This is a genomic window from Pseudomonas guariconensis (genome assembly GCF_024127895.1).
Classification (GTDB): Bacteria; Pseudomonadota; Gammaproteobacteria; order Pseudomonadales; family Pseudomonadaceae; genus Aquipseudomonas; species Aquipseudomonas guariconensis_B.
Genome location: NZ_JAMYBK010000019.1, coordinates 1 through 24,808, shown reverse-complemented (window position 1 = coordinate 24,808; position 24,808 = coordinate 1). Strand labels below are relative to the sequence as shown.

Sequence of the window (24,808 nt, the reverse complement as noted above, 5' to 3'; positions counted from 1 at the left end):
TCTAAGTCCCCTTATATCTCTATTGAGTTTGTTTCTAAGTATTTAATGAAAAGCTTATGAAACGAGCGCTGGGCGGCCTGTTGACACTGGCGTGCCGCTTTATAACAAGGGCCCGAAAAAACTGTCAAGGAAAGCCCCCCAGCGAAATACGTACTAGTGCGTGCTGATTCTTTCCTTAGCATCGCCGTCGCGCTTTTCATCTTTCGCGACAATCTCCGGAGCCACATCTGGCAAGGGCTCCGGGGCGTATTGCAGCGCAATTTGGAGGACTTCGTCAATCCATTTGACCGGTTTGATCTGAAGATCCTCTTTGATGTTTTCCGGAATCTCCTTCAGGTCGCGGACATTTTCCTCGGGAATGATGACCGTCTTGATCCCACCGCGGTGCGCCGCCAGCAGCTTTTCCTTCAGCCCGCCGATGGCCAGGACCTGGCCGCGCAGGGTGATTTCGCCGGTCATGGCCACGTCGGCACGTACCGGGATCTGGGTCAGCGCCGAGACCAGCGCGGTGCACATGCCGATGCCGGCGCTAGGGCCATCCTTGGGCGTGGCGCCCTCGGGCATGTGGATGTGCACGTCGTGCTTCTCGTGGAAATCGGCAGCGATGCCCAGGCTGCGCGCGCGGCTGCGCACCACGGTCTGCGCCGCGGTGATCGATTCGACCATGACGTCGCCGAGCGAGCCGGTCTTGATCAACTGGCCCTTGCCGGGGATGACCACCGCCTCGATGGTCAGCAGCTCGCCGCCCACCTGGGTCCAGGCAAGGCCGGTGACCTGGCCGATCTGGTCCTGCTGCTCGGCCAGGCCGTAGCGGAACTTGCGCACGCCGAGCAAGTGCTCGAGCTGCTCGCTGGTGACCTTGACCTTCACCTGCTTCTGGCCGGCGTGTTCCTTGACCACCTTGCGGCAGACCTTGGCGATCTGCCGCTCCAGGCCCCGCACGCCCGCTTCACGGGTGTAGTAGCGGATGATGTCGCGGATCGCCGAAACATCGATCTCCAGCTCGTCCTTCTTCAGGCCATTGGCCTTGACCTGCTTGGGCGTCAGGTACTTGACCGCGATGTTGACCTTCTCGTCCTCGGTGTAGCCAGGCAGGCGAATGATCTCCATACGGTCGAGCAGCGCCGGCGGGATGTTCATCGAGTTCGAGGTGCACAGGAACATCACGTCCGAAAGGTCGTAGTCGACCTCCAGGTAGTGATCGTTGAAATTGTGGTTCTGCTCGGGGTCGAGCACCTCCAGCAACGCCGAGGCCGGGTCGCCACGCATGTCGCTGCCCATCTTGTCGATCTCGTCGAGCAGGAACAGCGGGTTGCGCACGCCCACCTTGGTCATCTTCTGGATCAGGCGGCCCGGCATCGAACCGATGTAGGTCCGCCGGTGACCACGAATCTCGGCTTCGTCACGCACGCCGCCCAGGGCCATGCGTACGAACTTGCGGTTGGTGGCGGAGGCGATGGACTCGGCCAGGGAGGTCTTGCCGACCCCGGGCGGGCCGACCAGGCACAGTACCGGGCCACGGATCTTCTTGACGCGCTTCTGCACGGCGAGGTACTCGAGGATGCGCTCCTTGACCTCCTCCAGGCCGTAATGGTCGGCATCGAGGATCTCCTCGGCCTTGGCCAGGTCCAGGCGCACCTTGCTCTGGGCCTTCCACGGCACCTGCACCAGCCAGTCGAGGTACGAGCGGACCACGGTGGCCTCGGCAGACATCGGCGACATCTGCTTGAGCTTGTTCAGCTCGGCCTGGGCCTTGGCCAGGGCGTCCTTGGGCAGGCCGGCAGCGTCGATACGCTTTTTCAGCTCCTCGACCTCGTTGTGCCCTTCGTCGCCATCGCCGAGCTCCTTCTGAATGGCCTTCATCTGCTCATTCAGGTAGTACTCGCGCTGGCTGCGCTCCATCTGCTTCTTGACCCGGCCACGGATGCGCTTCTCCACCTGCAACAGGTCGATTTCCGCATCCAGCAGCGCCAGGACATGCTCGACGCGGGTTGGCAGGTCGACGATCTCGAGGATCTCCTGCTTCTGCTCGATCTTCAGCGCCATGTGCGCGGCCATGGTATCGACCAGGCGCCCCGGCTCCTCGATGCTGTTGAGCGAGGACAGCACTTCGGCCGGGACCTTCTTGCCCAACTGCACGTATTGCTCGAACTGCGAGAGCAGGCTGCGCACGAAGACTTCCGACTCGCGCTCGGGCGCCTCGACCTCGTCGATCAGGCTGACTTCGGCACGCACGTGCCCGTCCACTTCGCTGAAACGCTCGACCGCACCGCGCTGCTCGCCCTCGACCAGCACCTTGACGGTGCCATCGGGCAGCTTCAGCAGTTGCAGAACGGTAGCGATGGTGCCGACACGATACAGGGCGTCTTCGCCCGGATCGTCGTCGGCTGGATTCTTCTGGGCCAGCAGGAGGATCTGCTTCTCGCCCGTCATCGCGGCCTCGAGGGCTTCGATGGACTTCTCACGCCCCACGAACAGCGGGATGACCATGTGCGGGTAGACTACGACATCGCGCAATGGCAAAAGAGGCAAGTCGAGGGTGGTCTTCATGATTTCGCCTCTACAGCGGCCTTGTGGCCGGAAACCGGTGGAAATGATGCTTGGACCTAATGTGGGGGCAGGCCCGGGAAAATACAAGCGTTGAGATAGGAAAAGCAGAAAGGGGCCCGTAGGCCCCTTTCTTGCACGCTGTCACGCTCCGACTCAGGCGTCAGGCGCGGCCTTGGCCTGCGGCTCGCTGTTCTCGTAGATCAGCAGCGGCTGCGAGGTGCCATCGATGACGCTCTCGTCGATCACCACCTTGGAGACGTCCTTCTGCGAAGGGATCTCGTACATGGTGTCGAGCAGCACGCCCTCGAGGATCGAACGCAGGCCACGGGCGCCGGTCTTGCGCTCCAGGGCCTTGCGGGCAACGGCCTTGAGCGCATCGCTGCGGAACTCCAGGTCGACGTCTTCCATCTCGAACAGCTTGGCGTACTGCTTGGTCAGGGCGTTCTTCGGCTCGGTGAGGATCTGCATCAGCGCCGCCTCGTCCAGCTCGTCGAGGGTCGCCAGCACCGGCAGACGGCCGACGAACTCGGGGATCAGGCCGAACTTGACCAGATCGTCCGGCTCGACCTCGCGCAGGGACTCGCCAACCTTCTTGCCTTCCTGCTTGCTGCGCACTTCCGCACCAAAACCGATACCACCCTTGGTGGAGCGGTTCTGGATGACCTTTTCCAGGCCCGAGAACGCGCCACCGCAGATGAACAGGATGTTGCGGGTATCGACCTGCAGGAATTCCTGTTGCGGGTGCTTGCGGCCACCCTGGGGCGGCACGGAGGCCACGGTGCCCTCGATCAGCTTCAGCAGTGCCTGCTGCACGCCCTCGCCCGAGACGTCACGGGTGATGGACGGGTTGTCCGACTTGCGCGAGATCTTGTCGATCTCGTCGATGTAGACGATGCCCATCTGGGCCTTTTCCACGTCGTAGTCGCACTTCTGCAGCAGTTTCTGGATGATGTTCTCGACGTCCTCGCCCACGTAGCCGGCTTCGGTCAGGGTGGTGGCGTCGGCAATCGTGAACGGTACGTTCAACAGGCGTGCAAGGGTTTCGGCGAGCAGGGTCTTGCCCGAGCCGGTCGGCCCGATCAGCAGGATGTTGCTCTTGCCGAGTTCGACTTCGTCGCCCTTCTTGTCACGCTGGTTCAGGCGCTTGTAGTGGTTGTACACCGCTACGGACAGCACCTTCTTCGCGCGCTCCTGACCAATGACGTACTGGTCCAGGATGCCGCTGATTTCTTTCGGCGATGGCAATTTGTGCGCGTTGCTCTCGGCCTGGGCTTCCTGCACCTCCTCACGGATGATGTCGTTGCACAGGTCGACGCACTCGTCGCAGATAAATACCGAGGGCCCGGCAATCAATTTGCGCACTTCGTGCTGGCTTTTGCCGCAGAAGGAGCAATAGAGCAATTTGCCGCTGTCCTCGCCGTTACGGGTGTCAGTCATTCGATCGATCCAATCCGGTAGGCATGAAACACAAGATGAAGGCAATCGCGGGCTTTTTCAAGTCCGCAGGTAGGCGCATTCCGCGCCCACCCGCTCTGGCACCTTGGTTCAGGACGCCAGTTGCCGCTTGTCGTAGACCGAGTCGATCAGGCCGTACTCGGCCGCGCGCGAGGCGCTCATGAAGTTGTCGCGTTCGGTGTCGCGCTTGATGGTCTCGAGGTCCTGGCCGGTGTGGTAGGCCAGCAGCTCGTTCAGGCGCGCCTTGATGTTGAGGATTTCCTGGGCATGGATCTCGATGTCGGTCGCCTGGCCCTGGAAGCCGCCGAGCGGCTGGTGGATCATCACGCGCGAGTTCGGCAGGCAGTGACGCTTGCCACGGGCACCGGCAGCCAGCAGGAAGGCGCCCATGCTGCAGGCCTGGCCGATGCAGATGGTCGAGACGTCCGGCTTGATGAACTGCATGGTGTCGTAGATCGACATCCCGGCAGTGACCGAGCCACCCGGCGAGTTGATGTACAGATGGATATCCTTGTCCGGGTTTTCCGCTTCAAGGAACAGCAGTTGCGCCACTACCAGGTTGGCCATGTAGTCCTCGACGGGGCCGACCAGGAAGATCACCCGCTCCTTCAACAGGCGCGAGTAGATGTCGTAGGCGCGCTCGCCACGGGCGGACTGCTCGATAACCATCGGGACCAGGCCGCCTGCGGCCTGGATGTCAGAGCTCTGCTGAATATAAGAATTGCGGGACATGTCCTGCACTCACTCCCAAATAGTCATGGCTTGAATACGCACAAGCCAGCGCGAAGGCTGGCTTGTGGGGGTTTCCTACGAGGGAGGAAATCACTCAGCGGCGGCAGGTGCCTGCGCTGGCTTGACGGCTTCCTCGTACGAGACCGACTTGTCGGTCACAGTCGCTTTCTGCAGGACAGTATCTACAACTTGTTCTTCCAGCACAACCGAACGGACTTCGTTCAGCTGCTGGTCGTTCTTGTAGTACCAGGAGATGACCTGCTCAGGCTCTTGGTAGGCCGAGGCCATTTCCTCGATCATCTCGCGAACCTTGGCTTCGTCCGGCTTGAGCTCGAATTGCTTGACCACTTCGGCGACGATCAGGCCCAGGACCACGCGACGCTTGGCCTGCTCTTCGAACAGCTCGGCCGGCAGTTGCTCTGGCTTGATGTTGCCACCGAACTGCTGGACGGCCTGCACGCGCAGACGGTTGACTTCGTTTTCCAGCAGCGCCTTGGGCACTTCGATCGGGTTGGCGGCCAACAGACCGTCCATGACCTGGTTCTTGACCTTGGCCTTGATCGCCTGGCGCAGCTCGCGCTCCATGTTCTTGCGGACTTCGGCGCGGAAACCTTCCAGGGTAGACTCCTTGATGCCGAACTGGGCGAAGAACTCTTCGTTCAATTCCGGCAGTTGCGGAGCAGCGACGCTGTTGACGGTGATGGTGAACTCGGCGGCCTTGCCGGCCAGGTCGAGGTTCTGGTAGTCCTCGGGGAAGGTCACGTTGACGACGCGCTCTTCACCGGCCTTGGCGCCGACCAGGCCGTCTTCGAAGCCCGGGATCATGCGGCCGGAGCCCAGCACCAGCTGGGTGCCCTTGGCCGAACCGCCGGCGAAGGTTTCACCGTCGATCTTGCCGACGAAGTCGATGTTGACCTGGTCGTCGTTCTGCGCGGCGCGCTCGACGGCCTCGAAACGCACGTTCTGCTTGCGCAGCACTTCCAGCATGTTGTCCAGGTCGGCGTCGGCCACTTCGGCGCTCAGGCGCTCGACGTTGATCGACTCGAAACCGGCAACGGTGAACTCGGGGAAGACTTCGAAGATGGCGACGAATTCCAGGTCCTTGCCCTTCTCGAAGGACTTCGGCTCTACCGCGGGGGCGCCAGCCGGGTTCAGCTTCTGCTCGACCACGGCTTCATAGAAGGAAGCCTGGACCAGGTCACCGAAGGCTTCCTGACGGGCGGCGTCTTCGTAACGCTGACGGATCACGCTCATAGGCACTTTGCCAGGACGGAAGCCTGGAACCTTGGCGCGACGGGCAGTCTGTTGCAGACGCTTGTTGACTTCGGTCTCGACGCGCTCGGCCGGAACGGCGATGGTCATGCGACGCTCGAGAGCGGAAGTGTTTTCAACAGAAACTTGCATGGATATTCCTCGTTGCACAGACGTTAGCCGGCGATAGCCCGACTCCAGAATCAAGGGCAAGCATTCTAGTGACTCGCGCACCAGAAGTCACCCCACCCGGGACGATGGGAAACCACGCCGGTCGATTTCATTGAAAAGCCCGCACGGCGCGCCGTCGGACCCTTTCCAGATGCTGGCCGCGCGGCGGTGGTTGGTCATCGCGCGGGTTGTAAAAACTTGTCAAACAAATGCAGCGAAACGCAGGGAGTGCCTATTGGGCATCGATCTCGTTGAACTGGCAGTACTCTTCCCACGCCAAGCCCAGCGCCTCGGCCACCTCGCGGTGCACCTCAAGGCGCATGGCCTTCAGTTGCTCAGGGCTCTCGGCGATCAGTTGCAGGGCCAGTTCCCAGGGCTCGACCCCCTGCTCATCGGCCGCATCCTCGAAAGCCCACTGGATCTGCTGGGCCTGCTCGCGCGCATCCAGTTCGCGGATTTCCTCGAGCAGCTGCGGATTGGCCTCGGCGAAGCGCTGCAGCGCCAATGCCTGGCGGGCTTCTTTTGCGATCATGCGACTCTTCCTTTATCGGGGCTGCGAGCCCCCTTTTCAACCGGCTGAAATCTATCAGTTTTTACCAGGCCGCCACCAGCTCCGCACGCCAATCGGCACGCCCGGGTCTGCCTGGAGCACTGAAACCGTCCGACTCGAGCCCACGGCAAAGTGGAGCACCACATCTAAAATAACAGTCACTCTCATATGAGAATAAATCTCGATATAATGAGCACTCGATTTGCCGACGCCGGTCTCGCTCCAAATGGACACCAGTCACTCCCCGTCTGCGCTCAATGCCCACCTGGGCACGCTGTACAACGACCATCACCGCTGGCTTTACCACTTGCGTAATCGCATCGGCTGTGTGCTTTCCACGTAGCGCTCCCTTGCAGATTGAAATGTTCTTGCAAGAGAGGTCACGCGAAGGTCGGAAAAAGGGAAATGCAAATCAATTATTTTTGGGCTCGCCAATTATCGCGTACGCAAAGGCCAGGGGTGCGCGATTCGAGCGAGCGTTATGGGGAGGTGTAAGACGAGGTGTTTGAGCCGTGGGCCAAGGGGGCTGCCTTGCAGCCCCAATGCCACTTGATTGGCTGGCATTGCGCCAAGCCTGGCCCCACAGGACCTGCGGCGGCGATAAGAAAAATCGCCACGCGCCGTCTTACTTATGCAGCTCTTCCGCTGCATACAGGGTGTTTTCCAACAGGCACGCCCGGGTCATCGGGCCGACGCCGCCTGGCACCGGGGTGATCCAACCCGCGCGCGGCAGGGCGGTTTCGAACACCACGTCGCCCACCAGCTTGCCGTCTTCCTGGCGGTTGATGCCGACGTCGATGACGATGGCACCTTCCTTGATCCACTCACCCTTGACCAGGCCCGGTTTACCGGCGGCCACCACCACCAGGTCGGCGCGACCGACGTGGCCGGCCAGGTCCTTGGTGAAGCGGTGGCAGACGGTGACGGTGCAGCCGGCCAGCAACAACTCCATCGCCATCGGGCGGCCAACGATGTTCGAGGCGCCGACGATCACCGCATTCATGCCATACAGGTCCTGGCCGGTGCTGTGCAGCAGGGTCATGATGCCCTTGGGGGTACAGGGGCGCAGCAGTGGGATGCGCTGGGCCAGGCGGCCGATATTGTAGGGGTGGAAGCCGTCGACATCTTTATCCGGGCGAATGCGCTCGAGCAGCAGCGAGGCGTCCAGGTGCGCAGGCAGTGGCAGCTGCAGGAGGATGCCGTCGACGGCCGGGTCGTCGTTGAGGCGGTCGATCAGGTCGCTCAGGGCTTGCTGCGTGGTATCGCTGGGCAGGTCGAAGGCCTGGGAAATGAAGCCGACCTCCTCGCAGTCCTTGCGCTTGTGCGAGACATAGACTTGGGAGGCGGGGTCGGTACCGACCAGGATCACCGCCAGGCCAGGCGTGCGCAGGCCTTGCTGGCGACGCTCCACGACACGTTGAGCGATCTGCTGGCGCAGGTTGGCGGCGATCGCCTTGCCATCGATTAGGTGTGCAGTCATAGACGCGTGATTAACCATCGAGAAGGGAACATAAAAAGAGGGCGCATTCTCGCACGACACGGCCCGAGGGCAAAGGCGGGTGGTCGGGCAAATCCCCTAACCCCTTAAATAAACTAAATTTTTTTGAAAAAAGTGTTGACGACCTTTCGGCTCGTCTATAACATTCGTCGCACTTGTCGGGCAGAGCCTAGCACTGGTTAGCAAGGTCAGGCAGAATGAGTGGATTTGCTAGCTTGTTCGGTAGGGCTGAAAGTTGATTTGCAATCGTAACAGAAAGCAGATTGAATATGCGCCCGTAGCTCAGCTGGATAGAGCATCCGCCTTCTAAGCGGATGGCCGCAGGTTCGAGTCCTGCCGGGTGCGCCATTAGGCAGCTTTGGCACGCAAGTGAAGTTGTAACGCAGTACCGCAATATGGTGGGCGTAGCTCAGTTGGTAGAGCGCTGGATTGTGATTCCAGTTGTCGTGGGTTCGATTCCCATCGTCCACCCCATATTCCACAAAGGCGCCTTGATTGTATAATCTGGCGCCTTTGCTTTAAGTGCTCCACGCGGACGTGGTGAAATTGGTAGACACACTGGATTTAGGTTCCAGCGGCGCAAGCTGTAAGAGTTCGAGTCTCTTCGTCCGCACCATATGACTGCCCGTTTTCAAAGGCTTCTCCCCAGCCGCTCACAAGATTGGGAAGACCTTGAGAATCTCGGGCACGCAAAGGCAGCTTTTTAGCTGCCTTTGTCGTATCTGGAAGGTCGATTTCTCCAGTTTGAATGCGTGCTCAAGCATGTCGATCATGCCCCTCCCCCAGCAAGGCCGCCCCACAGAGCCCTGGGCATGACACGTGATTCGTGAGCGCTACCGGCCCCCTGTGGGAGCCGGCTTGCCGGCGATGAGCCGCGAAGCGGCCTCAAATGACGAAACCGCTGAAAGCCGGCGACGGAACAACCAGGGTTCCCCACCCGATCACTTGCGCGCCGCCTCCCACGACTTGAGCAGTTCGCTATAGCTCACCGTCTCCCCCTTGGGCTTCTCGTTGGCCAGTTTCGGCTTCGGCGCACCCGGCTGGTCGAACCAGTACTGGGCATCGCGCTCGGGGTTGAGCTTGGGTGCACAGGTGGCCTGGGCGTTGGAGCGCTGCAGGCGTTCGAGCATGCGGTCCTGGTCGCGGGCCAGGCCATCCAGGGCTTGTTGCGGGGTCTTCTCGCCGCTGGCCACTTCGGCGATGTGGCTCCACCACAGCTGGGCCAGGCGCGGATAGTCAGGCACGTTGGTGCCGGTGGGCGTCCACTGCACCCGCGCCGGGCTGCGGTAGAACTCCACCAGCCCACCGAGCTTGGGCGCCAGGTCGGTCATGGCCTGGGAGTTGATGTCCGACTCGCGGATCGGTGTCAGGCCGACGATGGTCTTCTTCAGCGACACGGTCTTGGAGGTGACGAACTGGGCGTACAGCCAGGCGGCCAGGCGCTGCTTCTCGGGGGTGGACTTGAAGAAGGTCCACGAGCCGGCATCCTGGTAGCCCAGCTTCATCCCCTCCTCCCAGTACGGCCCCTTGGGCGACGGCGCCATGCGCCATTTCGGTGTGCCATCGGCGTTGACCACCGGCAGACCAGGCTTGGTCATGTCGGCGGTAAAAGCGGTGTACCAGAAGATCTGCTGGGCGATGTTGCCCTGGGCCGGGACCGGCCCTGCCTCGGAGAAGGTCATGCCCTGCGCCTCCCTGGGCGCATAGGCGCGCATCCAGTCCACGTACTTCTGCGTGGCATACACCGCCGCCGGGCCATTGGTGTCGCCGCCACGGGTGACGCTGGAGCCGACCGGATGGCAGTCCTCGACGCGAATCCCCCACTCGTCCACCGGCAGGCCGTTGGGCAGGCCCTTGTCGCCGCCACCGGCCATGGAAAACCAGGCGTCGGTGAAGCGCCAGCCCAGGGATGGATCCTTCTTGCCGTAGTCCATGTGCCCGTAGACGCGCTTGCCATCGATTTCCTTGACGTCCTCGCTGAAGAACTGGGCGATGTCCTCGTAGGCCGACCAGTTCACCGGCACCCCTAGCTCGTAGCCGTACTTCTCCTTGAACCTGGCCTTGAGCTCCGGCCGCTCGAACCAGTCGGCACGGAACCAGTAGAGGTTGGCGAACTGCTGGTCCGGCAACTGGTAGACCTTGCCATCTGGCGCGGTGGTGAAGGAAAGGCCGATGAAATCCTGCAGGTCCAGGGTCGGCGAGGTGTAGGCCTTGCCTTCATTGGCCATCAGGTCAGTGATCGACTCCACCTTGCCATAGCGAAAGTGGGTGCCGATCAGGTCGGAATCATTGACCCAGCCGTCATAGATGTTCTTGTCCGACTGCATCTGGGTCTGCAGCTTCTCCACCACGTCGCCCTCCTGGAGCAGGTCGTGGGTCAGCTGGATGCCGGTGATCTCGCTGAAGGCCTTGGCCAGCACCTTGGACTCGTACTCGTGGGTAGTGATGGTTTCCGACACCACGTTGATCTTCATCCCACGGAACGGCTCGGCCGCCTTGATGAACCACTTGAGCTCGGCCAACTGCTGCTCCGGCGTCAGGGTCGAGGGTTTGAATTCGCTGTCGATCCACTTCTTCGCCGCGTCCTCGTACTGGTCGGCCCAGGTCGAACCCTGCACGCCGACGAGCAGCAGCACGGCCAGGGTCAGATGTCGCCGGTTCTTGTCGTTATCGAACATTGTGCTCTCCCGATTGATTGATCCACGGCGCCGGTCAGCCCCAGCGCAGCACCACCACGAGCCAGGCCAGCGACAGCAGCGAGGCTACCCACAGCGGCCAGTCGCTGACGCCGATCACCAGCAAGTGCAGGTAAGCGCTGGCCAGCAGGCCGATGAACAGCCGGTCGCCGCGGGTGGTGGCGATCGGCAGGAAACCGCGGCGCGCAAGGCACGGGCGGCGCAGCTCGTAAAACGTCATGCACACCAACAGCACGCCAACGGCGGCGAAGAACAGCGCCGTGGGCAAGGTCCAGGCCATCCACTCCATCGTCTGCCCTCCTCACACCCGGCCCAGGGCGAAACCCTTGGCCACATGGTTGCGCACGAACCAGATCACCAGCATGCCCGGCAGGATGGTCAGCACCCCAGCGGCGGCCAGCACGCCCCAGTCGATCCCCGAGGCCGACACGGTGCGGGTCATCACCGCAGCGATCGGCTTGGCGCTCACCGAGGTCAGGGTGCGCGCCAGCAGCAGCTCGACCCAGGAAAACATGAAGCAGAAGAACGCCGTGACACCAATCCCCGAGCCGATCAGCGGAATGAAGATCTTCACGAAGAAGCGCGGGAAGCTGTAGCCGTCGATGTAGGCGGTTTCGTCAATTTCCTTGGGCACCCCAGACATGAACCCCTCGAGGATCCACACCGCCAGCGGCACGTTGAACAGGCAATGGGCCAAGGCCACGGCGATGTGGGTGTCGAACAGGCCGATGGACGAATACAGCTGGAAGAACGGCAGCAGGAACACCGCCGGCGGCGCCATGCGGTTGGTCAGCAGCCAGAAGAACAGGTGACGGTCGCCCAGGAAACGATAGCGCGAGAAGGCATAGGCCGCCGGCAGCGCCACCGCCAGCGAGATCAGGGTGTTCAGGCACACGTAGTACAGCGAATTGATGTAGCCGCTGTACCAGCTGGCATCGGTGAAGATCACCCGATAGTTGTCGAGGGTGAAGTCCTGTGGCCACAGGGTCAGGCCGCCGAGGATCTCGCTGTTGCTCTTGAACGACATGTTCAGCAGCCAGTAGATCGGCACCAGCAAGAAGAGCACGTACAGGAGCAGCGGCAACGCCTTGCGCAGGGTCATGGCCTAGTCCTTGTCGGCATGGGTCATGGCCGTGTAGAACAGCCAGGACACCAGCAGGATGATCAGGAAATACACCAGCGAAAACGCCGCCGCCGGCCCCAGGTCGAACTGCCCCACCGCCATGCGCGTGAGGGTCTGGCTGAGGAAAGTGGTCGCGTTGCCAGGCCCACCGCCGGTGAGCACGAACGGCTCGGTGTAGATCATGAAGCTGTCCATGAAGCGCAGCATCACCGCGATCAACAGCACGTTCTTCAGCTTGGGCAACTGGATGTGCCGGAACACCGCCCAGGCCGAGGCACGGTCGATGCGCGCGGCCTGGTAGTAGACGTCGGGTATCGCACGCAGGCCGGAATAGCACAGCAGCGCTACCAGCGACGTCCAGTGCCAGACATCCATCACCAGCACGGTGATCCAGGCATCGAAGGGGTCGCTGGCATAGTTGTAGTTGATCCCCAGTTGCCCCAGGGTCGCGCCGAGCAGGCCGATATCGGCACGCCCGAAAATCTGCCAGATGGTGCCCACCACGTTCCACGGGATCAGCAGCGGGATGGCCATGACGATCAGGCAGGCCGACGCCAGGCGCCCCTTGCCCGGCATGGTCAGGGCGATGGCGATCCCCAGAGGAATCTCGATCAGCAGCACGCAACCCGAGTAGACGAACTGACGCAACAGCGCATCGTGCAGGGCCGGGTCGCGCAGCACCTGGCGATACCAGTCGGTGCCGACGAAATAGCGGTTGGACGGGTCGAAAATGTCCTGCACCGAATAGTTGACCACGGTCATCATCGGCACCACGGCACTGAACGCCACCAGGACGAACACCGGCAGCACCAGCCACCAGGCCTTGTTGTTCGGCACCTTGTTCACGGCTGAGTCTCCACCAGCACGTCGTCGGCATAGAGCATCAGCCATTGCGCCGGCAGGCTGACCCAGGCCGTCCCGGTGGGGAAGGTGCGATCCTCGCCCAGGCGCGCCTTGAGCGTCGCACCGCCCAGCGCGAAGGTGAGAATGCGGTAGGTGCCCAGGTCTTCCACATCCAGCACGCGGGCCTCGAAAGCACCGTCGAACGGCCCGTCCCAGACCTGCACGAACTCTGGGCGTATGCCGACCTGCAGCCGCGCGCCGGGGCGCTCGGCGAGGCGTTCGACGATCCCCTCCGGCAGCGTCAGGTGCACATCGCCGAAGGCCACCCCGCGGCCCTCGGCACGCACCTCGACCAGGTTCATCCCCGGGCTGCCGATGAAATAACCGACGAAGGTATGCCCAGGCCGCTCGAACAATTCTCGCGGGGTGCCGAACTGGACGATGCGCCCGCCATGCATCACCGCGATCTTGTCGGCGAAGGTCGAAGCCTCCAACTGGTCATGGGTGACGTAGATCATGGTGATGTTGAACTGCTCGTGGATCTGCTTGAGCTTGCGCCGCAGCTTCCACTTCAGGTGCGGGTCGATCACCGTCAACGGCTCGTCGAAGAGGATCGCCGAGACATCGTCACGCACCAGGCCACGGCCCATGGAGACCTTCTGCTTCTCGTCGGCGCTGAGGTTGCGCGCCTTCTTGCCCAGCATCCCGGCGAGCTCGAGCACCTCGGCGATTTCCTCGACCCGGGTGCGCACCCGCGCCTCATCCAGGCCCTGATTGCGCAGCGGAAAGGCCAGGTTGTCGAAGACGCTCATGGTGTCGTACACCACCGGGAACTGGAACACCTGGGCGATGTTGCGCGCCTGGGGCGAGAGGTGGTTGACCGGCTGGTCATCGAACAGCACCTCGCCCTGGGACGGGCTGAGCAGGCCAGAAATGATATTGAGCAGGGTCGACTTGCCGCAGCCCGACGGCCCGAGCAAGGCGTAGGCCCCGCCCTGCTCCCACACGTGTTCGAGCTCATGCAGGGCGTAGTCGGCTTGGGTCGATGGTCGACGCTCGTAGCTATGGGCCAGTCGGCGCAGGCGGATCTCGGCCATCAGGCGCTCCTCGCTTCGCGCAGGCCCGGTGCCTGCACCAGTACCCCGTCGCTGTCGAAGACGAACAGCTTGTGGGTGGGGATGAACACGCGTATCGGCGTGTCCACCGGGTATTCGTGCACGCCGGGCAGGTGCAGGACCATCCGCCAGTGCTCGTTGCGCACATGCAGGAAGGTCTCCGAACCGCTGATCTCGGCCAGTTCCACCAGCACCGCCAGCTCCAGGTCGTCATCGTGGGATGGCACCAGGGTGATGTGGCTGGGCCGCACGCCAAAGCGGTAGCCACCATCGCCCAGGTGGCGCAGGTCGGCATTGCGGGCGAAGTGCACGGCGTCGGCCAGGCTCACCTCGTTACCACTGATACGTCCGAGCACCAGGTTGATCGGCGGCTCGGAAAACAGCTCGGCGGCGAGCACGTTGCAGGGGCGGTGGTAGACCTCGGCCGTAGGACCACTCTGGATGATGCGCCCCTCATGCAGGAGGGTGGTGGTGCCCCCCAGGGCCAGGGCCTCGCTGGGCTCGGTGGTGGCGTACACGGCGATGCAGCGGCGCGCGGCGAACAGGGCGCGCAGCTCCTGGCGCAGGCCTTCGCGCAGCTTGTAGTCGAGGTTGACCAGCGGCTCGTCGAACAGGATCAGCGAGGCATCCTTGACCAATGCCCGGGCCATCGCCGTGCGTTGCTGCTGGCCACCGGAGAGCTCCAATGGCAGGCGCTGGAGGTAGGGCTCGATGTGCAGCATCTTGGCGGTTTCCTGTACCCGGCGACGGATCTGCTGCTCGGGCAGCCGCGCCTGGCGCAGGGGCGAGGCGATGTTCTCGAACACCGTGAGGGTCGGGTAGTTGATGAACTGCTGATAGACCATCGACACGTTGCGCGAGCGTACCGGCCGGCCAGTGACGTCTTCGCCATCCATCAGCACGCGGCCACGGTCCGGGCGGTCGAGGCCGGCCATCAGGCGCATCAGGCTGGTCTTGCCGGCCAGGGTGCGGCCCAGCAGGACATTGAACGATCCGGGCTCCAGGCGCAGGCTGGCGTCGGCGATCCATGCCTGGTTGTCGACGCTACGGCTGACCTGTTCCAGCACCAGAGACATGGCGTGGCCTTCCTGTGGTGATCGTCCGACGAAAAAAGCCAGTTCCGTGCCAGTTTCCCTCACCCGCTCTGGCCCGGGGCGTGGGGCGCTCACAGTGGCCAGCACCGGTTCGCAACTGAACACATTCGCTGAACAACTGAACAGCTGTGGGTTTGACAATGAACAACCCTGGACGACACTGAACAGCGGTCGGCAGAAAACGATAACCCTAAAGGACAGGCCCATGGCCGCATCCGCTTCGACCCATGCCCAACTGATCCAGGCCTCCTGGGCGCGTTGCCGCGACCATGGCCTGGAGCCCCAGAGCGCGCCGGACTTCGACTGCCTCACCAAGGCCGAGCTCAACGCCCTGCTGGAACGCCGCCAGGCCCTGCTGCGCCTGACCCGCGACGAGGTCCTGCCGCACTACGCGCACCTGCTGGGCAACTCCAGCTACCTGGTGATGCTCGGCGATGCCAGCGGCTGCCTGCTCGACGCATGGGGCACGCGGCGCTTCGTCGACCCGCGCCAGCAACACGGCTTCGTCGCCGGCGCCCATTGGCACGAACGCGGCGTGGGCACCAATGCCCTGGGCACCGCGCTGGTCTGCGGCGAGCCGCTGCATGTGGGCCAGGACGAGCACTTCCTGCGCCAGAACCGCTACATGGCCAGCGCCGCGGCGCCCTTGTTCGATGCCGAGCGCCAACTGGTGGGTGTGCTCGATGTCGCCAGCGACGGCTACCTGCCCGCCGCCCAGACCCTCGGCCTGGTACGCATGATGGGCCAGAGCCTGGAGAACCGCCTGATCCTGGCTCGCCATGGCGGGCAGCACCGGCAGCTATTGTTCAACAGCGCCCCGGACAACCTGGACAGCCCCTGGGCCGGCCTGCTGGTGTTCGATGAGCGCGGCCGGGTGCTGGCCGCCAACCACCGGGCCGACAGCCTGCTCGGCCGCACCCCCTTGCAACACAGCCTGGAGCAGTTGTTCCAGATCCCCCTGCGGCAGATCCTGGCACAGGCCGAAGGCCAGGCCTTCGCCCTGCAGGCCACCGGCCGCAATCGCTTCCATTGCCTATGGCATGCACCGCATGGCGCGCCCCTCCCGCCTTCGCCCCGCAGCGGCGACCCGCGGCTGGAAAAAGCCCTGGCCCAGGCCGGCCTGCTGCTGGAGAAGGACATACCGGTGCTGGTCCAGGGCGAGACCGGCGTTGGCAAGGAGGTCTTCGTCGAGGCCCTGCACCAGGCCAGCAGCCGCGCCGGGCAAGCGCTGGTGGCGGTCAACTGCGCGGCGATCCCTGCCGAACTGGTGGAGTCGGAACTGTTCGGCTACGAGAAAGGCGCCTTCACCGGCGCCCATCACAAGGGCAACCCTGGGCTGATCCGCAAGGCCGACCAGGGCATCCTGTTCCTCGACGAGATCGGCGACATGCCCCTGCCGACCCAGGCCCGCCTGCTGCGCGTGCTGCAGACGCGCAGCATCCAGCCGCTGGGCAGCGGCGAACCGGTGGCGGTGGACATTCGCGTGGTCTCGGCGAGCAACCGCGACCTGGCCGCCGAGGTCCGGGCGGGGCGCTTCCGCCAGGACCTGTACTACCGTATCGCCGGGCTGGCAGTGCTGCTGCCGCCCTTGCGCGAGCGCAGCGACCGGCGGGCGCTGATCGAACAGGTGCATGCGCGCTACCGCGAGCCTGGCCAGCCGGAGCGCCTGCCGGCCGAGATCCTCGTCTTGTTCGAGCGCCATCCCTGGCCGGGCAACCTGCGCGAGCTGGTCAGCGTGATGCAGGTGGCCCTGGCCTTGGCGGGGCCGGCCCCCATTGGCGTGGAGCATCTGCCCGGCAGCTTCCTGGCCGAGGTGGAAGAGTCCGTGTACCCCGTGTGCGCGGCGCCACGCGAGGCGGACCTGGGCGAGTTGCTGCGCCAGGCCAATGGCAATCTTTCGTCGGTGGCCCGGGCATTGGGGATCAGCCGCACGACTTTATACAAGCGGCTGCGGGAGCGAGGGATGGCGGCCTCGAACGAGTGAGCGGGTGAGCCGGCTTTCTTGCTGTGGCGGCCACTTCCTACTGCAATCTGAGGCCACTTCGCGCCCCTTTCCGACCGGTACGGCGCCCCGACAAGGCCGCGCTCATAGAACAAACGCTAACTCATTGATTTAGCAGGGACCCGCTCCCACAGGGGCCGCGTAAAGCCACTATCAGTTCTCTGCGTGACAGCGCAGCCCAAAGGCTGGGGGATCTCCCACAGGGTCCAGCGGTGTTCACCAATCGGCGATGGGGCGCGAAGCGGTCCCAGTACTCGCAAGCCCTCTCTTCCTCCTACCATCCCCTCCCCGACTCACACCTGCCGCCACGCCACCGGCTGCCGGTACCCCTGCACCCATCCCGGCACCGCCTGCGCCAGCATCGGCGGGGCAATGCCATGCCCCTGGCCCAGGTCACACCCCAGTTCCATCAGCACCCGCCCATGCTCCAGGCTCTCCACCCCCTCGGCGATCACCCTGCGGCCAAAGGCATGGGCCAGGCCGAGCACCGCACGGACCAGCGCCCGCTCATCAGGGTCATGCAGGATATCGCGCACGAACGTGCTGTCGATCTTGATGGTCCGGGCCGGCAGGCACCTGAGGTGGTTCAGCGAGGAATGGCCGGTGCCGAAGTTGTCCAGGGAAACCGCTACCCCCAGCGCCCGGCAGGCCTCCAGGCAGCGGCTGACGTGCTGCAGGTTGTCGACCGCCACCGACTCGACGATCTCCAGCTCCAGTTGCCCCGGGCCCACGCCTGGGTACCGTGCCAACAACCCCTCCAGGCGTTCGACGAAGTCGCCACTCTGCAGGTGTCGGGCGGCGATGTTGACGCTCACCGACCAACCGCAGCCCTGCCAGCGCTGCAACTGTGCCAGGGCCTGGCCGATGGCCCATTCGCCGATTTCCACGACCAGGTCGGTCTGCTCCACCTGCCACAGGAGCTCACCAGGCAGTACCGCCCCCTTGTCCGGGTGCAGCCAGCGCAGCAACGCCTCGAAGCCGAGCACCTGGCCACTGCGCATGTTCACCTTGGGCTGGTAGTGCAGCACCAGTTGGTCCTGGCGCAGGGCCTTGCGCACCCGGGCCACGGCCTGGTGGGTAGCCCTGAGTTCCAGTTCCTGGGACACGTCGAACACATGGTAACGGTTGCGCCCGCGCTGCTTGGCCACGTACATGGCCTGGTCGGCATGGCGCACCAGGGTGTCGGCATCCTCGTCGTCCTGGGGGAACAGGGTGACGCCGATGCTGGCGCTCAAGGACAGCGGCTGACCGCGGATCACATAGGGCGCAGCCAGGGCCCGGAGAATCCGTTGCAGGGCGGCATGCAGTTGGCGGCTGCCTTCGACATGCCGCAGGATCAGCACGAACTCGTCTCCCGACAGCCGTGCCGCCGCATCGCCACCGCGCAAGATACCCTTCAGGCGCTGCGCCACCTCGACCAGCAGCAGGTCGCCGACGGCATGGCCATAGCCGTCGTTGACCGCCTTGAAGCCATCCAGGTCGAGCATGCAGACCGCCAGGGAAATGTCTTCCCGGCGGGAAAAGGCCATGGCCTGGCCGAGCAGGTCGCAGAGGTAGGCGCGGTTGGGCAGGCCGGTCAGCACATCGTGACCGACCCGCCATTGCAGGGTATGCAGCAGCTGGCGCTTCTCGGTGACGTCGAAACGGATCGACACGTACTTGCGCACCGTCCCGGTGAGCGGATCGAGCAGCGGCACCATGGTGCTGTCGACCCAATACAACGAACCGTCCTTGGCACGGTTGCAGATCTCGCCCCGCCACACTTTGCCGGCGACCAGGGCACGCCACATGCCGCTGAAGAACTCCGGCTCGTGCAGGCCGGAATTGAGAATGCGATGGTTGGCCCCGAGCAACTCCTCACGGCTGTAGCCGGAAATACGGCAGAACTGCTGGTTGACGTAGGTGATCCGCCCACGCAGGTCGGTTTCCGAGAAGATCGCGGCGGCATCCACGGCGGCGCGGTAGTTTTCGTCCATCGCGGCACCCTAGCGTTCGAAGAGCCGTGCCAGGGCGCGAGGCCCGGCACCGATCCGACCATGCCAATGAAGCATACGCCGTGGCTGGTCGGGAACGCAGTGTTCGGCCGGGAAACCCGGCAGGTCGAGAGGCACGATGAGACTCCATTCACTGACGATCCGACGCCCCGCCCCATGACGGAGGCAGGCCGGAACCGTTCATCCTCGATCAGTTCCAATATCCGCTGGCGCCTTCACTTACGGCCCGGCACGAACCCGGCCGAGGCCCGTACATCAACGATGGCTGATCGGCCGAAAATCGAATTCTACGAACACCATCACATTTTGCCAACAAAGGTGATGCCGCATGCTGTTGCCTTACGCTGAAATTTAGCGTTAAGTTCTTGATTCCAAATGGGAAACAAGCGATGACGAGATCAGGTCTGGGCTCTGCCCTGCGCCGCTATCGCAAGCTGGCGGGCCTCACGCAGGCGCAACTTGGCGAGCGGACCGGCTTCGATCCCAAGACCATCAGCCGCTTCGAGACCGGTACCTACACCCCCAGCATCGATGCCCTCCTGCTATTCGCCACGGTGCTGGGCGTCAAACCCAAGGCCTTCTTCGCCGAACCGGACGACGAAGAGGAGCAGCGTGCCTACCTGTTCGGCGTGATCCACAAGGCCCCGCCCAAGGACCTTGGCAAGCTAATTGCAGCCGTGGACCAGGCCTTGGCCACGCCTGAAGCCCCGCCCCGGGAGCGATGAACGGCCCCATTGACCCCTCTGCACCGTCCCAGAGCGTGTTGTACCAGACTGCACCACAACTGGTCAGACCGGTAAGGCCAAAAATCCTTGCAAAAACGAAAATTTCACGGTTTTATGATCCGGCGCTGAACAAACCGGTAAGACCACAATAATTAAGTCCTGCGCTCTTTCGCCCCTCCCGGCATCGAAGCAAGGACACCGACCAGAGATCCCTCCCATGCTCAAATGGTGCTCGCGTTCGATCTTCCTCCAAGTCGTGCTGGGCCTGGCCCTCGGCATTGCCTGCGGTCTCAGCTTCCCCGACCTTTCCCTGCAACTCAAACCCCTGGGTGACGGCTTCATCAAGCTGATCAAGATGCTCATCGGCCTGATCGTCTTCTGCGTGGTGGTCAGCGGCATTTCCGGCGCGGGCGACCTGAAGAAGGTCGGACGCATCGGCCTGAAGTCGGTGATCTACTTCGAAGTGCTGACCACCATCGCCCTGGTGATCGGCCTGGTGTTCGCCTTCAGCACCGGCATCGGCAGCGGCGCCAACATCCACCTGGACCAGCTCTCCAGCGCCGATGCCAGCAACCTGGCCGAGCGCAGCCAACACATCCACGGCGCAGCAGCATTCTTCATGGACCTGATCCCGACATCGGTGGTCGGCGCCTTCGCCGACAACAACATCCTCCAGGTGCTGCTGTTCTCGGTGCTGTTCGGCAGCGCGCTGAACCTGGTAGGCGAGTCGGCCTCGGGTATCTCGCGGTTGATCAACGAGCTCAGCCACGTGGTGTTCCGCATCATGGGCATGATCGTGCGCCTGGCGCCGCTGGGCGTGTTCGGCGCCATCGCCTTCACCACCAGCAAGTACGGCCTGGAGTCGCTGCAGCACCTGGGCGGCTTGGTGGCGCTGTTCTACCTGACCTGCGCGGGCTTCGTGCTGATCATCCTCGGCACGGTGATGCGCCTGTCGGGCATGAAGCTGTTGCCGTTCATCAAGTACCTGCGCGAGGAGCTGACCATCGTCCTCGGTACCGCCTCCTCCGACGCCGTGCTGCCGCAGATCATGCGCAAGCTCGAGCACCTGGGCATCGGCAGCTCCACCGTGGGCCTGGTGATCCCCACCGGCTACTCGTTCAACCTCGACGGCTTCTCCATCTACCTGACCCTGGCCATCGTGTTCATCGCCAACGCCACCGGCACGCCGCTGGCCATGACCGACCTGCTGACCATCCTACTGGTGTCGCTGGTGACGTCCAAGGGTGCCCATGGCATCCCAGGTTCGGCCCTGGTGATCCTCGCCGCGACCCTGACCGCCGTGCCGGCGATCCCGGTGGTGGGCCTGGTGCTGGTGCTGGCGGTGGACTGGTTCATGGGCATCGGCCGGGCGCTGACCAACCTGATCGGCAACTGCGTCGCCACCGTGGCCATCGCCCGCTGGGAGAAGGACATCGACCTGGAGCGTGCGCACAATGTACTGTCCGGCAAGCCTGGCTTCGCGCCGACGCCCCGCAAGCAGCCCCCCCAGGCCCACCAGCAGGAATTCTGAATGACCCGCGGCCGGTGCGATGCGCCGGCCGCAAGGAGACCCGATGCAACTTCAAGGGAGCGAACCGTGATCAGCTCATCGACCGTCGTCAATTCGGTGGTGGAAAAACTCCGCCAGGCCTTGGCCCGCGGCCAGTGGCGCAGCGGCGAGATGCTTCCCGGCCAACGCGAGCTGGCCGAACAGCTGGGCATCAGCCGGCCCAGCCTGCGTGAAGCGGTGACCGTGCTGGAAACCCAGGGCCTGGTACGCTCGCTGCCCGGCAAGGGCGTGCTGGTGCTCGAGGCCGAGGTCGCCGCCCAGGAGCAGGAACAGGCCGCCGACACCCTGGCCACGGCCAGCCTGGCCGACGTGCTGGAACTGCGCTACACCCTCGAGCCCTTCATCGTCGGCTTGGTCGCCCAATCGGCCAACAGCCAGGACATCGGCCAACTGCGCCTGACCTTGATGGACATGCGCGAGGCCCTGGAGGCCGGTGACAGCGAGGCCGGCGTCAACGCCTACATCGCCTTCCACGAGGCGCTGTTCGCCCTGACCACCAACCCGATCTTCCAGAGCGTGGTGCAGCAGACCGGCAATGCCCTCAAGCAGAGCGCCGAGATGCTGCGCAACTCGCCTGAACACCTGGCCGCGCGGCTGACCGAGAACGAAGCCGTGGTGCGTGCCATCCGCGACAAGAACAGCGCCCAGGCCAGTGCCCAGATGCGCCGGCACATCCTCGAGGAGGGCCAGCGCATGGGCATCGAACTGAACATCCCCGACGAACACCCGGGCCCATGACCCCAGGAGAGCGACCATGACCGCCTGCGCCCACGCCGCCCCTCACCTGCCAGCCCTGCTCGCCGCCGGCGAGACCCGCCTGTCGGCCGAGCAGATCTACCCGCGCCTGTTCGACGCCATCCTCGAGCAGCGCCTGCCGCCCGGCAGCGCCTTGCCCGAACAGGCCCTGGGCAATGCCTTCGGGGTCAGCCGCACGGTGATCCGCCGGGTACTGGGACGCTTGTCGGACCAGCAGGTGGTGGTCCAGCGCCCCAGCCACACCGCGCACCTGGCCACCCCCGATCCGCAGCAGGCGCGCCAGGTGCTCAGCGCCCGGCGCCTGGCCGAGAGCACGCTGATCAGCCTGGCCGCCCAGCGCGCCCGCCCGGCGCAGATCCGCCAATTGCGCCAGTTGGTCGAACGCGAGCGCCTGCACCACGAACACGGCGAACGCTGCGCGGCGATCCGCCTGGGCGGCGAGTTCCACCTCAAGCTGGCCCAGGTGGCGGCCAATGCGCCGCTGGCGCGCTTTCTCAACGGGCTGGTGCCGATGACCTCGCTGATCATCGCCCGCTACGAGTCGCCCTGCTGCGAGCACTGCGCCTGGCAGGAGCATGCGGCGATCATCGATGCCGTGGAAAGCGGTGACGTCGAAACGGCCCAGGCGCTGATGAACGAACACCTGGACCGCCTGGAGGCCAAGCTCGACCTGGATGAGAGCGGCCAGGCGTAACCCCTGGCGAGCCATTCAGGGCCGCTTTGCGGCCCATCGCGGGCAAGCCCGCTCCACAGAGACTGCGCCATTCTTCAGAGCGGCGCCGAACCTGTAGGAGCGGGCTTGCCCGCGATGGGCTGCAAAGCAGCCCCAACATGACAAGGCCCCGCTTAACTGATCAGCCCCCACCTCCCCCCACCTATACTCAGGGAATCACTCCAGCCTCTATCCAGGGAGGCTCGCCGCGTGAACCCGCGCATCCCGCTCCTGCTGCTCTGCCTGCTCCTGGCGCTGTCTGGCTGCGCCAGCAAGCAGCCCCCTGCTCCGCCGCCGATAACCCCGACACCGGCGGTCTGGCAGCGCATCGACCAGGATCTGATCGGCGCCTCGGTCGCCGCCACCGGCTCGGCCAACGACTATGCCCGGCGCTCCATGCGGGTCTGGAAGGAGCAGGTGCAGCGACGCACCGAGAGCGACTTCATCCCCTGGTTCACCGGCTACTGGACCCAGCAATGGCTCACCCTCAAGGTGGCCTGGTACAAGATGAACAGCGGCAACGGCGCGCAACCGCCGGAACGGCGCCTGGCCCAATACCTGCAGGCGCAGTACCACAAGCGGGTGATCGAACCCGTCGCCGAACAGATCGACCCCGAAGCCATTCGCGACCGCGCCAGCGAGCTGTACCTGCAACTGCTCGGCCAGCAGTTGCCGGCCATCATCCAACGCTACAACGCCCCGCCCGACCAATTCAGCCAACGCCTGAACCGCATCCCGGCCATCGCCCTGGGCCCACCGCAGGCGCGCGACGCCACGCTGTACCAGCTCCTGCGGGCCAAGTCCCTGGCACAGCAACCGGCCTGGCAGGCCCTGCGCCAGCACCTGCACCAGCAGGCCACCCGAGCGCCGGGGCAGACCCAGGCGGGGCTGTCGTCGGTGGCCAACCGCGCCAGCGAGAAACTCGGCGCCACCCTCGCCCCGCGTGGCATCGCCAGCGCCGTCGCGGCGGCGGTGGGCAAGGCGGCCGGGGCGATGATCTCGGTGGCGGTGGCTGGCTTCGGCATGGTCAGCCATGACCAGGAGCACCCGCAGATGGTCGAGCAGTTGCGGGTGATCCTCAACGTGGCACTGAACGAGGAATGGCGCGACTTGATGGAGAACCGTCAGAGCGGCGCCATGGCCGGGGTCTACTACCTGTCCGGGCAAGTCGAGGACAGCCTGCTGGGCAGCACGCCAAGGGCGCGCGAGTAATGGGTTACGAATTCCGGCCATGTCCTACGACGCAGGGCCTTTCAATATTTTTCAGGATCGGCCGATACCGGTGATGACAGGTCCCGCCATGCGCGCCACAAGCGCGCGGCGCCCCCTCCCACTGGCCCAAGGTCTCGAAACATGAACCTGAAATTCCGCCACAAGATCCTGCTCAGCGCCTGCGCCGTCGTGGTCCTGGCATTCGCCTCGTTCACCCTCTACAACGACTATTTGCAGCGCAACATCATCCGCCAGAACATCGAGGCCTCCGTACGCCAGGCCGGCGCGCAGACCGCCAGCAGCGTGCAGAACTGGATGAGCGGGCGCATCCTGGTGCTGGAGAACCTAGCCCAGGACATCGCCCAGCAAGGTGCCGGCGACAACCTGCCGGGGCTGGTCGACCAGCCGTCCTATACCCGCAACTTCCAGTTCACCTACTTCGGCCGCAACGACGGGCTGTTCACCCAACGTCCGGACGCCAAGATGCCCGACGGCTACGACCCGCGCCAGCGCCCCTGGTACACCGCGGCGGTGACCGCCGACCAGACCCTGCTGACCCCGCCCTACCAAGCCTCGGTGGGCGGCCAGGTAGTGACCATCGCCATCCCGGTGAAGGCCCGTGCCGACGCTGAACTGCTGGGCGTGGTCGGCGGCGACCTGAGCCTGGACACCCTGGTGGACATCATCAACGCCGTGGACTTCGGCGGCATCGGCCATGCCTTCCTGGCCGACCGCGACGGCCAGGTGATCGTCAGCCCC

At 64.1% G+C, this 24,808-nt stretch carries 20 protein-coding genes and 3 tRNA genes; 10 read left to right on the top strand and 13 right to left on the bottom strand.

Annotated elements, in window-relative coordinates; genetic code table 11:
- Positions 1-153: 153 nt before the first annotated feature.
- From lon to folD, 6 genes are all read right to left on the bottom strand, one after another.
- Entirely contained in the window at positions 154-2,550 is a 2,397-nt protein-coding gene (gene lon / locus NJF35_RS18145) for an endopeptidase La (protein ID WP_225790149.1), read from the bottom strand.
- A 153-nt stretch (positions 2,551-2,703) separates the two neighbouring features.
- Entirely contained in the window at positions 2,704-3,987 is a 1,284-nt protein-coding gene (gene clpX / locus NJF35_RS18140) for an ATP-dependent Clp protease ATP-binding subunit ClpX (protein ID WP_043213487.1), read from the bottom strand.
- 108 nt (positions 3,988-4,095) lie between these two features.
- The gene (clpP, locus tag NJF35_RS18135; protein ID WP_225790148.1) at positions 4,096-4,737 is read right to left on the bottom strand and encodes an ATP-dependent Clp endopeptidase proteolytic subunit ClpP; all 642 of its coding nucleotides are present in this window, start codon (positions 4,735-4,737) and stop codon (positions 4,096-4,098) included.
- Positions 4,738-4,827: 90 nt separating this feature from the next.
- Complete coding sequence (tig, locus tag NJF35_RS18130) at positions 4,828-6,141, bottom strand: trigger factor (RefSeq protein ID WP_225790147.1); 1,314 nt, start codon at positions 6,139-6,141, stop codon at positions 4,828-4,830.
- A 250-nt stretch (positions 6,142-6,391) separates the two neighbouring features.
- On the bottom strand, positions 6,392-6,691 hold the full coding sequence (locus NJF35_RS18125; protein WP_225790146.1) for a DUF6388 family protein: 300 nt from the start codon (positions 6,689-6,691) through the stop codon (positions 6,392-6,394).
- A gap of 643 nt (positions 6,692-7,334) precedes the next feature.
- Positions 7,335-8,189, bottom strand: coding sequence for a bifunctional methylenetetrahydrofolate dehydrogenase/methenyltetrahydrofolate cyclohydrolase FolD (gene folD, locus NJF35_RS18120; protein WP_225790145.1), 855 nt, complete (start codon positions 8,187-8,189; stop codon positions 7,335-7,337).
- Between the two features lie 289 nt (positions 8,190-8,478).
- On the opposite strand from folD, the gene NJF35_RS18115 reads away from it, so the two are divergent.
- The 3 genes from NJF35_RS18115 (at position 8,479) to NJF35_RS18105 (ending at position 8,823) form a co-directional block, all read left to right on the top strand.
- Positions 8,479-8,555 (top strand) — tRNA-Arg (locus tag NJF35_RS18115).
- A 50-nt stretch (positions 8,556-8,605) separates the two neighbouring features.
- Positions 8,606-8,681, top strand: a tRNA-His gene (locus NJF35_RS18110).
- 57 nt (positions 8,682-8,738) lie between these two features.
- Positions 8,739-8,823, top strand: a tRNA-Leu gene (locus NJF35_RS18105).
- Positions 8,824-9,148: 325 nt separating this feature from the next.
- On the opposite strand, the gene NJF35_RS18100 is transcribed toward NJF35_RS18105, so the two are convergent.
- Genes NJF35_RS18100 through NJF35_RS18075 form a run of 6 tightly spaced genes read right to left on the bottom strand, consistent with a single transcriptional unit; the run spans position 9,149 to position 15,060 of the window.
- On the bottom strand, positions 9,149-10,885 hold the full coding sequence (locus NJF35_RS18100; RefSeq protein WP_225790144.1) for an extracellular solute-binding protein: 1,737 nt from the start codon (positions 10,883-10,885) through the stop codon (positions 9,149-9,151).
- A gap of 34 nt (positions 10,886-10,919) precedes the next feature.
- Complete coding sequence (locus tag NJF35_RS18095; protein ID WP_225790143.1) at positions 10,920-11,192, bottom strand: DUF2160 domain-containing protein; 273 nt, start codon at positions 11,190-11,192, stop codon at positions 10,920-10,922.
- 12 nt (positions 11,193-11,204) lie between these two features.
- Positions 11,205-12,005, bottom strand: coding sequence for a carbohydrate ABC transporter permease (locus tag NJF35_RS18090; protein WP_225790142.1), 801 nt, complete (start codon positions 12,003-12,005; stop codon positions 11,205-11,207).
- Positions 12,006-12,008: 3 nt separating this feature from the next.
- Entirely contained in the window at positions 12,009-12,872 is an 864-nt protein-coding gene (locus NJF35_RS18085) for a carbohydrate ABC transporter permease (RefSeq protein ID WP_225790141.1), read from the bottom strand.
- Entirely contained in the window at positions 12,869-13,966 is a 1,098-nt protein-coding gene (locus tag NJF35_RS18080) for an ABC transporter ATP-binding protein (protein ID WP_253091349.1), read from the bottom strand. Before NJF35_RS18080 ends, NJF35_RS18085 begins: the two co-directional genes overlap by 4 nt.
- The gene (locus NJF35_RS18075) at positions 13,966-15,060 is read right to left on the bottom strand and encodes an ABC transporter ATP-binding protein (RefSeq protein ID WP_253091348.1); all 1,095 of its coding nucleotides are present in this window, start codon (positions 15,058-15,060) and stop codon (positions 13,966-13,968) included. The genes NJF35_RS18080 and NJF35_RS18075 overlap by 1 nt, the downstream gene beginning before the upstream one ends.
- Before the next feature lie 223 nt (positions 15,061-15,283).
- Between NJF35_RS18075 and NJF35_RS18070 the strand changes: the two genes are divergently transcribed.
- Positions 15,284-17,062, top strand: a complete 1,779-nt coding sequence (locus NJF35_RS18070; RefSeq protein ID WP_253091347.1) for a sigma-54-dependent Fis family transcriptional regulator — start codon at positions 15,284-15,286, stop codon at positions 17,060-17,062.
- A 311-nt stretch (positions 17,063-17,373) separates the two neighbouring features.
- Here NJF35_RS18070 and NJF35_RS18065 read toward each other — a convergent pair whose 3' ends face one another.
- Entirely contained in the window at positions 17,374-19,056 is a 1,683-nt protein-coding gene (locus NJF35_RS18065; protein ID WP_253091346.1) for a putative bifunctional diguanylate cyclase/phosphodiesterase, read from the bottom strand.
- A gap of 407 nt (positions 19,057-19,463) precedes the next feature.
- Here NJF35_RS18065 and NJF35_RS18060 point away from each other — a divergent pair, with 407 nt between their 5' ends.
- The 6 genes from NJF35_RS18060 to NJF35_RS18035 all read left to right on the top strand — a co-directional run.
- The gene (locus tag NJF35_RS18060) at positions 19,464-19,799 is read left to right on the top strand and encodes a helix-turn-helix domain-containing protein (protein WP_225790136.1); all 336 of its coding nucleotides are present in this window, start codon (positions 19,464-19,466) and stop codon (positions 19,797-19,799) included.
- Positions 19,800-20,016: 217 nt separating this feature from the next.
- Positions 20,017-21,330 (top strand): C4-dicarboxylate transporter DctA, encoded by a 1,314-nt coding sequence (locus tag NJF35_RS18055; protein WP_253091345.1) that lies wholly within the window; start codon positions 20,017-20,019, stop codon positions 21,328-21,330.
- 66 nt (positions 21,331-21,396) lie between these two features.
- A complete protein-coding gene (locus NJF35_RS18050; protein ID WP_225790134.1) occupies positions 21,397-22,107 on the top strand; it encodes a FadR/GntR family transcriptional regulator in 711 nt (236 codons plus the stop codon).
- 16 nt (positions 22,108-22,123) lie between these two features.
- Positions 22,124-22,819 carry a GntR family transcriptional regulator gene (locus tag NJF35_RS18045; protein ID WP_225790133.1) on the top strand — a complete coding sequence of 232 codons (696 nt, stop codon included), beginning with the start codon at positions 22,124-22,126 and terminating at the stop codon, positions 22,817-22,819.
- A 228-nt stretch (positions 22,820-23,047) separates the two neighbouring features.
- Complete coding sequence (locus tag NJF35_RS18040) at positions 23,048-24,049, top strand: hypothetical protein (protein ID WP_253091344.1); 1,002 nt, start codon at positions 23,048-23,050, stop codon at positions 24,047-24,049.
- A 141-nt stretch (positions 24,050-24,190) separates the two neighbouring features.
- A partial coding sequence (locus NJF35_RS18035) for a cache domain-containing protein (protein ID WP_253091343.1) occupies positions 24,191-24,808 on the top strand: 618 nt, incomplete at its 3' end.